Below are 14,447 nucleotides of genomic sequence, written 5' to 3' on the forward strand. Positions count from 1 at the left end.
CACCCGTTCCGCTATCTTTTCACCCGTTGATGAGATCGTCCCGTCGAACGGCTGCGGAGGCTCGTCAACGCGAGCCGCGCCCGCTGAACAGTGCGCCCAGTCGAACGGCACCGACTTGCCTGATCTTTCGTATCGCGCGGCGGGGATCGGAGATTGCCTCACCGGCAATCCTCGCACGGTCGCGCCAATCGCCGTACCTATTGATCGGCAGCGCCAGTAATTCCGGCCAGGTCTGCTGAATGGCGCGAAAGATCATGCCGTTATTGCGCCGGACCGAAGGCGGAAGCGATAGCATCGCCGCATAGATCTTCCGGCATATCAGCGGATTTACCTCGGCCTGCGAGGGCATCGCGTAGGACTGGCAAAAGGCCCAGCAGCTCATGCGCAGTTCCATATAGGCAAGGTCGAGCAGGAAAAGGCTACGGTGATGCTGCAAGGGCTCGAGCCACTCCCGAACCTCTGCAAGCAGCCGCGGATGCTGCGGCAGTTTCAGGCGCGAGACGATTCCCGTCTCGTCGATACCTGTGTCCTCTTGCGAATCCAGCCACAGGAACCCACGGCCGATCTCGCCCCCCAGGCCGCCGAGGAAGATCCGCCCGTTGAGGGATTCCACGCTCGGATGCATCGTCATGTTCGAGCCTGTGACACAGTGGCCGACGCGCATCTGCCAGGCACGCGCCCCCCGATCGTCAGCTTGCCTGTACGGCAGCAGCCGATGTCTCAGCTTGAACCGTTTGGCCAGCTCGCTGGCGCGTGTGACATCCAGCTTGGCGCCGGGAGCATCGACGGTGACGAAATCAATTTCCCCGTGAAATGCTCTGCAGCAAGCGAGCATCAGCCGCGTTTCGTTGCCAGACGTCAACGCCATGCTTGCGCGCCCTGACGCCTGCAGAGGCTGGATGATGCGCCGCGTCTCGTCGATAATCGTGGCGATGGCCGCATCGACATCCGCGACTTCCTCGATCTCGCCACGCGGCCAGTGCCGTATCGGCGCCATCGTATCGAGATCGAGATAGTGGTTGCACATTAGGCGACGAACGCCGCGATGGGCGGTCATTCCTGCGGGAAACCACCCATGTTGATCGAGGAGAAGTCCGCGATAAAGATCGAGGTCAAACCGCTCGTCATATTCGGCTGCCGTGAGAAGCAAAGGGGTGGTGGCGGCAGCAACGCCCGACCGCGGCTCGTAGACAAGGGATTTGCTGCCATTGGCATCGAGATAGATACGGCGGACGTCACAGGCATCGAGAACGAATAAGAAGCTGCCCGCCAGGCGATAGATATGATCCTCGATCAGTAGATCGAGATCGCGGGCCCGATCGAATTCGGCATCGAGCTTATGCGTTCCCGTGACGATCTGTTGCGTTTCGGGATCGATTGCCATCCCGAGAAGGAAACCGACGCAGCAATCCGTCCGATCGAGGACCGCGACCACCTCCAGTTCCTCGAACGCATCGACGCGAATACTGGTCAGTTCGTGCCGGACCGCGATCGGCAAGGGGGGGCGATCGTCGCGCGTGACTCGAAACTGCCCTTTGAAGTCTGAGGGCAACCACACATCATCCTTCCGTCGCTTCTTCATCGGCATGCGTGCCAGGCCTTTCGGTCAAGGAAAAGGGGAACGCAGATCGTGGTCCCAGACGTTATTCCCGAATTCACCCGGGTGATCCGGCGAGAAGGCGGTCATTTCGCCATAAATGCCGCAATGCCCCTCCCTTCCGTACACAAGGGACAGACGATTGCTGACAAAACGAATGTGCCCTTCGGCGGGTGCGAATGCGCCAGTATCTCCGCCATAGAAACAATAGGACCCGCCGGAGAGCAGATTGCGCGAGACCGAAACGTTCCTGGCGGACGCGAAATCGGAATAGACGACGATCGGTGCCGATACGGCCTCCTGCGAAAGAAGTACGGTATTCATATCGAACACCACGTTCGATGCACCTCCATGCGTCGAGAGCCCGGAGTGGTGGTCGCCGGGACGATGGCCAAGATCGTGAATGAAATTGCCCTGCACCAATGCGTCGTTCTCGACGGTGATGCCATTCGACACGTTCCAGATGTTGTTTCGTCGAATGACGAGCCCCTTGGCACTGCCATAGACGTCGCTGATACCCCGGTCGGCTCGTTCCTCAGGAAGACCGCTGCATCCGAGAAGATTGTTTTCCACGCGCGCTCGATCGGCGCGGTATCCGTCCTCAGGGCGTCCGGCCCGGATCGCGACAATCGCATCCGCCTTGCAGGCGAGAACCTTGCTGTCGCGCAGCGTGACGTCCGGGGCATCGATGACAACGGGTCCGTGAACTTCCACCGCGGCGATCGTGGCGCCAGCGTCGACAGCACGCAGCCTTCCGAAATCAGGCTCCCAGACCCAACCTGCACCGGAAGTGAGATCCTCCGGAACACGTCTGAGCATAGTACCTGGCGAAGGGCCCGTATTTGTCGCATCGGGCAAGCCACAGAGCGATGGCGCCGCAGCGCAATTCGTGCGGTCGGGCGCCGGAAGTGTGTCCGCCGTCTGGCTACTGGTAGAAATGGAACCGCCTGCTAGGAACAGAACAGCGGCCGCGGAGACGGTCTGCCCGGCGCGCTGTAAATTCGGAATCTTGCAAGAAAAGCTGCCTTTCAACCGGTCTACTCCGCATAGGGGCGCCGCGAGCGTACGTTGACCTCCCGCGGCCTCCGGTCGCCGCCAGATCCGTTCGTGTCATGCAAGATAGTCGCAGGCCCGGCTGTAAGCGCAAGTATGCCGATTGGATGAAGGATCTACCTACGTAGAGTGTATCCCAGGCAGATAGGATGGGCCGCCGGCAGGCAGCCTCAGCGCGCCCCGAAGATCGCCGAGCCTACCCGGACGCTGGTGGCGCCGAAGGCGATTGCCGTTTCGAAATCGCCGGACATGCCCATCGAGAGCTTGTCGAGACCGCATTCGCCGGCAAGCTTTTGAAGCAGCGCGAAATGCGGGCCGGGGTTCTCGTCGACCGGAGGAATGCACATCAGGCCCTCGATCCTCATTGCCAGCTCGCCGCGGCAGAGTTCGACGAAAGCGGCAGTATCTTCCGGCGCGACGCCGGCCTTCTGCGGTTCCAGACCGGTGTTGACCTGGACATAGAGGCGAAGGATGCGGCCCTGCCGCTTCATCTCGGCGGAGACCGCCCGGGCAATCTTCTCGCGATCGATCGTCTCGATGACATCGAAGAGGGCGACGGCGTCGGCCACCTTGTTCGACTGCAGCGGCCCGATCAGATGCAGTTCGACATCCGGCGTCTCAAGACGGAGCGCTGGCCATTTGCGCTCTGCCTCCTGGACGCGATTTTCGCCGAACACACGCTGGCCGGCAGCAATGGCCGGACGGATCGCGTCAGCATCGAAGGTTTTCGAAACGGCAACAAGGGTGACGGCATTTTCGGCGCGTTTTGCCGCTTGTTCGCTGGCGCGAATCCGGCTCACGACATCGTTCAACCGCTCCTGCACTTCCATCCTTGTGCTCCCACGTCCGAAGATCACGATAAACCTGCTCTGCGGCTTAGTGAAACTTGCGATGCTTGCCAAGGCCTAAACATGGCCAAAGTGCTCTGCCAACCCCTTCAAAACTTGACGCTCAGGCGGTTTCGTGATGAAGGTCACGCCAGCTATCATGAGGGTGCCTGGGCGCCCCCCAGAATTTCCGGAACATCGAAAAAGACATGGCCACCGAACGATATAATCCGCGCGATGCCGAACCGCGCTGGCAGCAGGAATGGGAAGCGGGCAAGGTCTTCGAGACCAGCAACGACGATCCGCGCGAAAAATACTACGTGCTCGAGATGTTCCCCTATCCCTCGGGCCGCATCCACATGGGGCACGTGCGCAACTACACCATGGGCGACGTCGTTGCCCGCTACAAGCGCGCCCGCGGCTTCAACGTGCTGCATCCGATGGGCTGGGATGCGTTCGGCATGCCGGCGGAAAACGCCGCCATGGAACGCGGCGTGCATCCGGCGAGCTGGACCTATCAGAACATCGCCTCGATGAAGGCGCAACTGAAGGTGATGGGCCTGTCGCTCGACTGGAACCGGGAGTTCGCCACCTGCGACCCGGCCTATTACCAGCGTCAACAGCATCTCTTCCTCGATTTCCTCGAGAAGGGTCTCGTCTACCGCAAGCAATCGAAGGTCAATTGGGACCCGGTCGACAACACCGTGCTCGCCAACGAGCAGGTGATCGACGGCCGCGGCTGGCGTTCCGGCGCTTTGGTGGAGCAGCGCGAGCTGACCCAGTGGTTCTTCCGGATCACCGATTTCAGCCAGGACCTGCTCGACGCGCTCGACAGGCTCGACCAGTGGCCGGAAAAGGTCCGGCTGATGCAGAAGAACTGGATCGGCCGCTCCGAGGGCCTGCTGGTGCGATGGGAGCTCGATGCTTCGACCGTTCCGGACGGCACGACGGAACTGACCGTCTATACGACACGCCCCGACACGCTCTTCGGCGCCTCGTTCCTGGCGATTTCGGCGGACCATCCGCTCGCCAAGGAAGCCGCGGCCAAGAATGCTGAAATCGAAGCCTTCTGCGAGGAATGCCGGCGCGCCGGCACCTCGCTCGCAGCGCTCGAAACGGCCGAGAAGAAGGGCATCGACACCGGCATTCGCGCCAAACACCCGCTCGATTCGACCTGGGAGCTGCCGGTCTATGTCGCCAATTTCGTGCTGATGGATTATGGCACCGGCGCCATCTTCGGCTGCCCTTCCGGCGACCAGCGCGACCTGGACTTCGCCCGCAAATACGGCCTGCCGGTCGTCCCCGTAGTGATGCCGAAGGAAGCCGACGCGGCAAGCTTCACGATCGAGAACGAAGCCTATGTCGGCGACGGGGTGATGATCAATTCGCGCTTCCTCGACGGTCTTTCGACCGAGGAAGCCTTCGAGACGGTCGCCTCGCGGCTCGAGAAGGAAATGCTGGGCGCCACGCCGCGCGCGGAGCGGAAGGTCAACTTCCGCCTCCGCGACTGGGGCATCTCGCGCCAGCGTTATTGGGGCTGCCCGATCCCGGTTATCCATTGCGGCGACTGCGGCGTGGTGCCGGTGCCAAAGGCGGACCTGCCCGTGACGCTGCCGCCGGACGTGACCTTCGACAAGCCCGGCAATCCGCTCGACCGGCATCCGACCTGGCGGCATGTAGCGTGTCCGCAGTGCGGCAAGGACGCCCGGCGCGAAACCGACACGATGGACACGTTCGTCGATTCCTCCTGGTACTTCGCGCGCTTTACCGCGCCCTGGGAGGACAATCCGACCGACCCGAAGGTCGCCAACCACTGGCTTCCAGTCGACCAATATATCGGCGGCATCGAGCACGCGATCCTGCACCTGCTCTATTCCCGCTTCTTCACCCGCGCAATGAAGGCGACCGGCCATGTGGCGCTGGACGAGCCATTCAAGGGCCTGTTCACCCAGGGCATGGTGGTGCACGAAACCTACAGCCGCGGCGAGGGTGCGCAGCGCGAATGGATCACGCCGGCCGAGGTCCGCGTCGAGGAAATCGACGGTGAGCGGCGCGCACTTCTGATCGAGACCGGCGAGGAGATCGCCATCGGCTCGATCGAGAAGATGTCGAAGTCGAAGAAAAATGTCGTCGATCCGGACGACATCATCGGCTCCTACGGCGCCGACACCGCCCGCTTCTTCGTTCTCTCCGATTCGCCGCCGGACCGCGACGTGATCTGGTCCGAAGCGGGCGTCGAGGGTGCTCATCGTTTCGTCCAGCGCGTCTGGAGGCTCATCGCCGAGGCAGCGGAAGCCCTGCGCGCGAGCAACGCTTCGCCGGCGAAGGAAGGCGATGGCCTGGCCATCTCCCAGGCCGCGCACCGGACGCTGCGCGCCGTCGAAGCCGACTACGACAAGCTCGCCTTCAACAAGGCGGTCGCGCGGATCTACGAACTCGTCAACGTTCTGGCCGCTCCGCTGACCCAGGTGGCCGACGGCAAGAGCGATCCGGTCGTCACCGCGGCGGTCAAGGACGCCGTTGCGATCCTGATCAATCTGATTGCACCGATGATGCCGCACCTCGCGGAAGAATGCTGGCGGGAAATCGGCGGCGATGGCCTGATCGCCGAGCGCGGCTGGCCGAGCTTCGATCCGGTCCTTGTCGTCGAAAACGAGATCACCCTGCCGGTCCAGATCAACGGCAAGAAGCGCGCCGATTTGACAATTGCGCGCGACGCAGATCAGAGTGCGATCGAAAGCGCCGTGCTCGCTCTCGACGCCGTCAAGGCGGCGCTCGGCGGCAGCAACCCGAAAAAGATCATCGTCGTGCCGCAGAGGATCGTCAATGTCGTTGTCTGATAAAGCTGCCTTTCGCCTCCGGTCGTTTCCGATAGTGGCGGGCAGCCTGCTGCTGACCGCTTTGGCGGGTTGCCAGGTGAGGCCGCTTTACTCCGACGGCCCCACCGGCTCGACATCGGTGGCACTCGCCTCGATCGAGATTTCGGAGGCCGATAATCGTGTCGAGCAGGAGGTGCGCAACGCCCTCGTCTTCCTCACCGCGCGCGGGGCGGGCGAGCCGGTCAACCCGCAGTACCATCTCGCACTCAACGTGTCGCACCGGACGGTGGGTGTGTTGTTCGACACGACGGACAATGACGATGATGACGACGACGCGGGAGCCGGCCGCATCGTCGTGAAGGCGGACTACAACCTGACCAGGACCGCCACCGGCGAAACGGTGAGGGCGGGCAACAGATCGGCCGTCGCACTGGTCGACTTCCCCCAACAGGAATTCGCCAAGGTTCGCGCCATTCGCGACGGTGAGAACCGCGCGGCAAAGGAACTGGCGGAGATCATCGGCGCCGACATCGCAGCGGCCCTCGGCCGCTGATCCGGGGTTCGGATGAGCGAGATCAAGTCGCATGAGTTCGACGGCTTTCTGCAGAAGGCGGCTGGAAGTTACCGGCTTTTCCTGCTCTACGGCCCCGATCGCGGTCTCGTTTCCGAACGCGCCGCACTGCTTGCTTCAAAATTCGGCATCCCGCTCGATGACCCATTTGCCGTCGTCAAGCTCGACGCCAGCGACATTCAGCAGGATCCCGGACGATTGCTTGACGAGGTCAATGCCATTGGCCTTTTTGGCGGCGAGAAGCTCGTCTGGATCCGCGGCGCCTCCACCGAGAAGGCACTTTCCGAAGCGCTGCAGATCCTCGCCGGCGAGCCGCCGACGGGCAGCTATCTCATCATAGAGGCTGGCGACCTCAAGAAGGGAGCTGCCCTTCGAAAGGCAGGCGAATCGGCCCGTTCCATCGCCTCCATCGCCTGCTACAGCGACGATACCCGCAGCCTGCACGCGCTGATCGATCAGGAACTCGCCGAAGCGGGGCTTCGACTGAGCCCGGCCGCGCGCGAGCGCCTGCTCGAATCGCTTGGCGGCGATCGCCTTGCCTCGCGCAATGAGGTTAGAAAACTGGCGCTCTACTGCCGCGGCAAGGAGATGGTCGACGAGGGCGATGTGCTCGATATCGTCGGCGATGCCAGCGCGATTTCCGTCGACGATGCGGTCGATGCGGTGCTGAAGGGCGACGTGGACGCGCTGCTCCATGCCATGAGGAAGATCACGACATCGAAGACGCCGCCGTTTCTCGTGCTGCAGGCTTGCTTGCGACAGTTTCAGCAATTGGACGCCATGCGCGCTGAAATGGACGCCAGTCGCCAATCATCGAGCCAGGTGATCGCGAGCCTCGGGCGAGGCCTGCATTTTCGGCGCAAACCGATTGTCGAAGCAGCACTCCGGCACTGGACCGGACCGGCAATCCGACGGGAAATGAGCCGGCTGCAGGCGACGATCTACCAAAGCCGCACACGGCCGAGCCTGGAAGATAGTCTCGTGCTGCAAAACCTCCTGGCGATAACCGTTCAATCTGCGCGGCGCTAGCGCATCGGCCCGAAAATCGGACTCGATTTTCGGAAAGCACGATGCGTGGAATCAAAGAGTTACAGCGTGTTTTGTGCGTCCTGCTGCATGCTTCCTTAAATCGGAATCGATTTAAGGACAAAATCATGCAGCCATTCAAATTGTTACAGCGAGCTTAGCGCGTCCGATTGGACGCGCGGCGCTGTAAAGGACGCACGGCGCTGTAAAGGGCGCTGTAAAATAGCGCTGCCGATTCAAACTTTATTGAACGCCTGATCGGTTGGTCGCGACGCGGCGGGGCGCACGGCGCGCTTTGTCAGCCTTGCGGAAATGCCACTTCGCGTCCGTCCGCGTCCACAGGCCCAGCGTTGCCCAGTAACAGGCGGCGCCGCGCCTTCCTGGTGCTAGCGCGACGCCGGAAAAACATTGATCCATCAAAGGGTTATGCTGCTGCTTCATGATTCCTAAAGCGGAATCGTTTAAGGACAAAACCACGCAGCAATTCAACGTGCTACCGTGACACACGCGTCCGATTGGACGCGCGGTGTGGTTCGCACGTTACCGCCGCTCAAGCAGCCGGCAGATCTCTTCGAGCTGGTCCAGGGTCTTGTAAGCGATGCGCAGGTGCCCGCCGGAGGCCTTGTGGCTGACAGTCACTTCCAATCCGAGGCTGTCCGAAAGCGTGCGCTCGAGAGCCAGCGTATCGGCATCCTTTTCCTCGCGGCGCGGCGCCTTGGCGAAATTGGGGTCGTTCTGCGCCCGGATGTCGTTCTGGGCTATGCGCTCCGCCTCCCGCACCGAAAGCCCCTTCGCGACGATATTGCGCGCCAGGGCCACCGGATCCGAGGTCGGGATCAGTGCCCGAGCATGGCCGGCCGACAGGCTGCCGTCCGACAGCATGTCGCGTACCGGCTCAGGCAGCTTCAGCAGTCGCAGGCTGTTGGCCACATGGCTGCGGCTCTTGCCGATGATGTCGCCGAGGTCATTTTGCGTATAGCCGTGTTCGGCAATCAGCTGCTCATACCCCAGCGCCTCTTCGAGCGGGTTGAGGTCGGATCGCTGGACGTTCTCGACGATCGCGATCTCCAGCGCGGTGCGGTCGTCCACGTCCCGCACGATCACGGGGATTTCGGTAAAACCGGCAAGTTGGGCTGCCCGCCAACGTCGCTCGCCGGCAATGATCTCGTAACGATCGTGACCGACGGTGCGCACGACGACCGGTTGCACGATGCCATGCTGGCGGATCGAACTCGCGAGATCCTGCAGTTCCGCTTCGTCAAACTGGCGGCGCGGGTTGCGGGGATTGCGCGAAACAAACTCGATCGGCACGCGCCGATCCGGATTGAAGGGCGTCTGGGGCGCGGCGCCGCCCTGCAACGGCTGATCCATTTCGCCGATCAACGCCGCAAGACCGCGGCCCAGACGCCTTTTGGAGCTGTCGTCGTTCATCTGTCATCCAATCTTATTACGATTCCGAAACGATTATGCAGCCTTGCGTTGCCGTTCGCGCTGGATCACTTCGGACGCCAATTGCAGATACGCCTGGCTGCCGGCGCATTTCAAATCGTAGAGAATCGCCGGCTTGCCATAGGAGGGTGCCTCCGAAACCCGGACATTCCGCGGAATCAGGGTGTGATAGACCTTGTCCCCGAGATGGGTGCGAACATCGCTCACGACCTGCTGCGCCAGATTGTTGCGGGAATCGAACATTGTCAGGACGATCCCCTGGATGTCCAGGCTCGGATTGACCGTCCGCCGCACTTGGTCGACGGTTTCGAGCAACTGGCTGAGGCCTTCCAGCGCAAAGAATTCGCACTGTAGTGGCACGAGCACGGAATGCGCGGCGGCCATCGCATTCATCGTCAGCAGATTGAAGGACGGCGGGCAATCGACCAGAACATAGGAATAGGCGAGGGCCTCGTGAGCTGCGAGCGCCTTTCGGAGGCGAAAGACCCGGTCGGATTCCCGGGCGATTTCCATCTCGATACCGAGCAGATCCATGGTCGAAGGCACGATCGAGAGATTCGGGACCGCCGTGCTTTGCGCGATATCGCCGATCGAATGGCTTCCGATCATCAGTTCATAGGAGGAAAGATGCCGGTCACGACGCTGAATCCCGAGACCCGTGCTGGCATTCCCCTGCGGATCGAGATCGACAATCAGAACTTTCTCGCCAATTGCGGCGAGAGCGGTCGCGAGATTGATTGCGGTCGTCGTTTTTCCGACCCCGCCCTTCTGATTAGCAATGGTGATAATCCGATTTCTGAGGCCAAACATGTTTTCGCTCGCCTATCACTTCGTCCGACGTGAAAGATTTGCAATCTCGAGCACGACCGAATCTCGCTCGACGACACTCGCATGTTTTACCAGATCGAATTGAAACCGGCTAACGGCTTTGTCGATTTCCTGCTGGTAATCCCGCCCTTTATGAAAATATGCGACCGCATTGGCGCCATCGCCGGTCATCCAAGGCGCGCAATAATCCAGCAATTGGCTCAAATCGGCGAGTGCACGCGCCGAAATGGCATCGCAACGGGGGATGGTTGCACTCGCGTTTTCGATTCGAATCGGGTGCACGGAGCCTCTGGCGCCGGTTTCATTCAGCGCCACGCGCAGAAAGGCGCATTTCTTGTTGTTGCTTTCAACCAAGTGTACCCAGCCGTCCCCAAGCTCCGACAGGCAAATCGCCGTTATCACGCCGGGGAATCCACCCCCACTGCCGAGATCGACCCAGATCTTCGGCGTCGGCGCCAATTGGAATATCTGCAGGCTGTCGACGATATGCCGCCGCCACAAGTCATCAAGTGTCGACGGTGCTACCAGGTTTATCGACTTCGCCCATTTTTGGAACAGGGCACCAAAGTGCTCGAGCTTCTCGACCGTTTCACGTGAAACACGCAATCCGTTCAAGCTTCCGATCAGACTCGTTTTCATTGTATGGCTTGCCTCGCCACACGCAACTCTTCGCGATTCTGGCGCTTCAGCCAGGTGAGGATCAGCGACACTGCGGCCGGTGTCATCCCGTCGACCTTCATGGCCTGCGCCAGATTGCGCGGTCTTTGTTGCATCAGCTTCTGCTTCAATTCGTTCGACAATCCCGGCAGCAGGCCGTAGTCGAAGTCCTCGGGGATGCTGGTGCTCTCTTCGCGGCGAACGCCGGCAATATCCGCCGCCTGCCTTTCCATGTAGACCGCATAGGCAGCGTCGATTTCCAGCGCCTCGACCACGCGCCCGTCAACCGCCTCGAGTTCCGGCCAGAGGGGTTTTAGCCCGGCGATCGATTGCTCGGGGTAGGACAAGATCTCAAAGGCCGATCGCCGCTGGCCATCCTGATTGAGTTTCAGGCCGAACCGCTTGCCCTCTGTCGGCGTAACAGAAAGGGACTGCAACAGCGCACGCCCGCGCTCATAGCTGTCTTTCCAGTCTTTGAAGCGCTGCTGTCGCGTCCCGCCCACGAAGCCGAGCTCGATGCCGAGCGGCGTCAGCCGCATGTCGGCATTATCGGCCCGAAGCGACAGCCGATATTCGGCGCGCGAGGTAAACATCCGATACGGTTCGGTGATGCCGCGTGACGTCAGATCATCGATCATCACCCCGATATAGGAATCGGTGCGGCTGAAATGGAACGGTGTGCGGCCCAACGCGGCGAGCGCGGCATTCAATCCGGCAACCAAACCCTGAGCGCCTGCCTCTTCATAGCCCGTCGTGCCGTTGATCTGGCCGGCAAGGAACAGACCGGGCGCCTTCCTCACCGCCAGGGACAATTCCAGTTCCCGCGGATCGACGTGATCATATTCGATTGCGTAACCGGGCTGCAGGATGGTCACCTCCTCCAACCCCGGGATGGTCCGGATAAAGGCATCCTGGACCTCCTCGGGCAGGGAGGTCGAAATGCCATTGGGGTAGACTGTATCGTCATCCAGCCCTTCCGGCTCCAGGAAAATCTGGTGGCCGTCGCGCTCACCGAAGCGAACGATCTTGTCCTCGATCGACGGGCAGTAGCGAGGGCCAACGCCTTCGATCTGACCGGAATACATTGCGGAGCGATGGATGTTGTCGGCGATGAGCTTGTGCGTAGCTTCCGTCGTGCGCGTCACGCCGCAGTCGATCTGCCGGTTCACGATTTCGTCGGTCAAGAACGAGAAGGGCACCGGATCCTCATCCGGGCCCTGGCGACCGACACGGTCCCAATCGATCGTCCGGCCATCGAGCCGAGCCGGTGTACCCGTCTTCAATCGTCCGAGATTAAGCCCGAAGCGCGCCAAGGTCTCCGAAAGGCCGACCGACGGTTCCTCTCCGACCCGGCCAGCCGGGATCTTGCGATCACCAATATGAATCAGACCTTTCAGGAAGGTCCCGGTCGTGAGCACAACCGCAGCCGCCCGAAAGCTACGGCCGTCCTTCATGACAACCCCGCAGACCGCGCCGCTTTCAGTTAGCAAGTCGAAGGCGTCACCCTCGATAACCGACAGATTATCCACCGCGCCGATCGCATTCTGCATCGCCTCGCGATAGAGCTTGCGATCCGCCTGCGTACGGGGACCGCGCACAGCCGGTCCCTTACGGCGGTTAAGCAGGCGAAACTGGATGCCGGCGGCATCGGCGACGCGCCCCATCAGGCCGTCCAGAGCGTCGATCTCCCGAACGAGATGTCCCTTGCCCAGGCCGCCGATGGCCGGATTGCAGGACATCACCCCGATTGTGTCGCGCCTATGCGTGATGAGGGCCGTGCGGGCACCAAGCCGCGCCGAGGCCGAGGCCGCCTCGCAGCCGGCATGTCCGCCGCCAATCACGATGACATCATAACTCGACATTCCAATGCTCCAGTTACACCAGCCTGATTCTGAATTTCACATGGGTGAGTCAAGTGGTTTCACGTGAAACGCTGCGGATGACTCGCTATCGTTGCATCGGCCGCTTATTTGCCGATACAGAACTCTGAAAATATCACATCGAGCAAGTTCTCGACATCGACGCGCCCCGTGATGCGGCCGAGCGCGTCGCCCGCGACGCGCAATTGCTCCGCCTGGATATCCAACCCCAACGCCTCCGCCGACAGGCTACGCTCCAGCGCAGCGCTTGCCTGACGGAGGCAGTCGACGTGGCGTTTCCGCGATGGCATCGACAAGGACGTCTTGCCTGCCAAGTCCGGAAGGTAAGATCCGAGCGCCTCCAACAGGTCGGCAACACCGGCTCCAGTCTTCGTCGATAGAAATATATCCGCGTCGCTCGGCAGCCACGAAACATCGTCCCGGTCAATCTTCGTCGCAACCTTTATGATGGGGACGTTTTCCGGAATAGCTTCACCCGTGAAGAAACGTGCCGGATTATCCGATAGCAGCAGCACGAGATCGGCTCGTCCGATGGTTTCGCGTGCACGGCGAATGCCCTCGCGTTCGACGACTTCGTCGGTTTCCCGCAACCCCGCCGTGTCAAATAGCTTCACGGAGAATCCGGCTAACGAAAGATCGACCGAGATGATATCGCGAGTGGTGCCGGCTATCTCCGTCACGATCGCGACATCGCGCTTTGCCAACGCATTCAGGAGACTCGACTTGCCCGCATTCGGCTCGCCGGCAATGACAATTTTCAGGCCATCGCGGATGATCTCCGCCAGCCCCGCCTGGCCGATATGCTCTTCGATTTCGCCGCGGAGCTTCGCCATGTCCTTCCAGACCGAAGCGCTCACCGATCCCGGCACATCATCCTCGTCGGCAAAATCGAGTTCGGCCTCGATCATGGCGCGCGCATGCGTCAGGCGCCGCGCCCAACCTTCGTAAAGCGCGGACTGCCCGCCGCCGGAATGCTCGAGCGCCAAACGGCGCTGCATCTCGGTCTCGGCCACGATCAGGTCCGCAAGGCCCTCGACCTCCACAAGATCCATCTTACCGTTTTGAAACGCGCGTCTCGAAAACTCACCCGCCTCGGCGTGACGTAGACCATCGACCCCTGCAAGCTCTTCCAATATCGCATGGACAACGGCTCGCCCGCCATGCACCTGCAGCTCACAGCAGTCCTCGCCCGTGAACGATGCCGGCCCCGGGAAGTAGAGCACCAGCCCGCTATCGAGCGGCTCACCGTTTCGAGTCCGAATCGTTCTCAACGTCGCGCTGCGGGCTCGCGGCAGCGGTCCGCAAAGCCGCGTAATAGCCTCCGTCGTGGCCGGCCCGCTGATGCGGATAACGGCAACGCCGGCGGGCAGGGCGCCGCTCGAAAGTGCATATATCGTATCCGTAAATGGCATCGGGCTACCGCGCGTCCCCGAGCACAATGCGCTTGCCGCGAGCTCGGGTTCATTGCTGTCTTTTAGGGCTAGGGCCGGGTTGCATCTTCGAACGGCCATCATCTTCCGCCGAGCAAACCTCGCCATTTCTGCGCAGGGTGCAGAGCGCGGCGACTTATGCACCGACCGGCGACGGAAATCAAGCATGTCGCTCAAGCGCTCTCGATCATGCACGCGGGCAATGCGGTGTTTCACGTGAATCATCGTGGAACTGACGCGCACTTCGAAGCCCTCCGCGTAGGCCGCGGAGAATCCGGCTAATAAATTGAACCGCCGTGTCGTGCCGCTA

The 14,447-nt window shown here is 61.4% G+C and carries 11 protein-coding genes; 3 read left to right on the plus strand and 8 right to left on the minus strand.

Annotation, left to right across the window (positions count from 1 at the left end; all coding sequences use genetic code 11):
* Positions 1–64 precede the first annotated feature (64 nt).
* The 3 genes from QA637_RS16635 to QA637_RS16645 form a co-directional block, all read right to left on the minus strand.
* On the minus strand, positions 65–1,498 hold the full coding sequence (locus QA637_RS16635) for a hypothetical protein (RefSeq protein WP_283062383.1): 1,434 nt from the start codon (positions 1,496–1,498) through the stop codon (positions 65–67).
* 108 nt (positions 1,499–1,606) lie between these two features.
* Positions 1,607–2,416, minus strand: a complete 810-nt coding sequence (locus tag QA637_RS16640; RefSeq protein WP_234886955.1) for a right-handed parallel beta-helix repeat-containing protein — start codon at positions 2,414–2,416, stop codon at positions 1,607–1,609.
* Positions 2,417–2,820: 404 nt separating this feature from the next.
* Positions 2,821–3,480: a YggS family pyridoxal phosphate-dependent enzyme gene (locus QA637_RS16645; RefSeq protein WP_283062385.1), complete on the minus strand. Its 660-nt coding sequence runs from the start codon at positions 3,478–3,480 to the stop codon at positions 2,821–2,823.
* A 206-nt stretch (positions 3,481–3,686) separates the two neighbouring features.
* Here QA637_RS16645 and leuS point away from each other — a divergent pair, with 206 nt between their 5' ends.
* From leuS to holA, 3 genes are read left to right on the plus strand one after another with little or no spacing between them, the layout of a single operon-like run.
* On the plus strand, positions 3,687–6,317 hold the full coding sequence (gene leuS, locus QA637_RS16650) for a leucine--tRNA ligase (protein WP_153440614.1): 2,631 nt from the start codon (positions 3,687–3,689) through the stop codon (positions 6,315–6,317).
* Positions 6,304–6,849 (plus strand): LPS assembly lipoprotein LptE, encoded by a 546-nt coding sequence (locus QA637_RS16655; protein WP_153440613.1) that lies wholly within the window; start codon positions 6,304–6,306, stop codon positions 6,847–6,849. The genes leuS and QA637_RS16655 overlap by 14 nt, the downstream gene beginning before the upstream one ends.
* A gap of 12 nt (positions 6,850–6,861) precedes the next feature.
* Positions 6,862–7,896: a DNA polymerase III subunit delta gene (gene holA / locus QA637_RS16660; protein WP_153440612.1), complete on the plus strand. Its 1,035-nt coding sequence runs from the start codon at positions 6,862–6,864 to the stop codon at positions 7,894–7,896.
* Positions 7,897–8,433: 537 nt separating this feature from the next.
* On the opposite strand, the gene QA637_RS16665 is transcribed toward holA, so the two are convergent.
* The 5 genes from QA637_RS16665 to mnmE all read right to left on the minus strand — a co-directional run bounded on the left by QA637_RS16665 (position 8,434) and on the right by mnmE (position 14,119).
* Positions 8,434–9,324: a ParB/RepB/Spo0J family partition protein gene (locus tag QA637_RS16665; RefSeq protein WP_153440611.1), complete on the minus strand. Its 891-nt coding sequence runs from the start codon at positions 9,322–9,324 to the stop codon at positions 8,434–8,436.
* A 33-nt stretch (positions 9,325–9,357) separates the two neighbouring features.
* On the minus strand, positions 9,358–10,152 hold the full coding sequence (locus QA637_RS16670; protein ID WP_153440610.1) for a ParA family protein: 795 nt from the start codon (positions 10,150–10,152) through the stop codon (positions 9,358–9,360).
* Between the two features lie 15 nt (positions 10,153–10,167).
* Entirely contained in the window at positions 10,168–10,809 is a 642-nt protein-coding gene (rsmG, locus tag QA637_RS16675) for a 16S rRNA (guanine(527)-N(7))-methyltransferase RsmG (protein ID WP_153440609.1), read from the minus strand.
* Complete coding sequence (gene mnmG, locus QA637_RS16680; protein WP_153440608.1) at positions 10,806–12,689, minus strand: tRNA uridine-5-carboxymethylaminomethyl(34) synthesis enzyme MnmG; 1,884 nt, start codon at positions 12,687–12,689, stop codon at positions 10,806–10,808. The genes rsmG and mnmG overlap by 4 nt, the downstream gene beginning before the upstream one ends.
* Positions 12,690–12,793: 104 nt before the next feature.
* Positions 12,794–14,119: a tRNA uridine-5-carboxymethylaminomethyl(34) synthesis GTPase MnmE gene (mnmE, locus tag QA637_RS16685; protein ID WP_153440607.1), complete on the minus strand. Its 1,326-nt coding sequence runs from the start codon at positions 14,117–14,119 to the stop codon at positions 12,794–12,796.
* Positions 14,120–14,447: the final 328 nt, after the last annotated feature.

It is taken from the genome of Sinorhizobium terangae (assembly GCF_029714365.1).
Lineage (GTDB): Bacteria > Pseudomonadota > Alphaproteobacteria > Rhizobiales > Rhizobiaceae > Sinorhizobium > Sinorhizobium terangae.

Coding starts and splice junctions, on each gene's coding strand:
- QA637_RS16640 (WP_234886955.1), bottom strand. CDS start 2,416: ATGCTCAGACGTGTTCCGGAGGATCTCACTTCCGGTGCAGGTTGGGTC.
- QA637_RS16645 (WP_283062385.1), bottom strand. CDS start 3,480: ATGGAAGTGCAGGAGCGGTTGAACGATGTCGTGAGCCGGATTCGCGCC.
- leuS (WP_153440614.1), top strand. CDS start 3,687: ATGGCCACCGAACGATATAATCCGCGCGATGCCGAACCGCGCTGGCAG.
- QA637_RS16655 (WP_153440613.1), top strand. CDS start 6,304: ATGTCGTTGTCTGATAAAGCTGCCTTTCGCCTCCGGTCGTTTCCGATA.
- holA (WP_153440612.1), top strand. CDS start 6,862: ATGAGCGAGATCAAGTCGCATGAGTTCGACGGCTTTCTGCAGAAGGCG.
- QA637_RS16665 (WP_153440611.1), bottom strand. CDS start 9,324: ATGAACGACGACAGCTCCAAAAGGCGTCTGGGCCGCGGTCTTGCGGCG.
- QA637_RS16670 (WP_153440610.1), bottom strand. CDS start 10,152: ATGTTTGGCCTCAGAAATCGGATTATCACCATTGCTAATCAGAAGGGC.
- rsmG (WP_153440609.1), bottom strand. CDS start 10,809: ATGAAAACGAGTCTGATCGGAAGCTTGAACGGATTGCGTGTTTCACGT.
- mnmG (WP_153440608.1), bottom strand. CDS start 12,689: ATGTCGAGTTATGATGTCATCGTGATTGGCGGCGGACATGCCGGCTGC.
- mnmE (WP_153440607.1), bottom strand. CDS start 14,119: ATGCCATTTACGGATACGATATATGCACTTTCGAGCGGCGCCCTGCCC.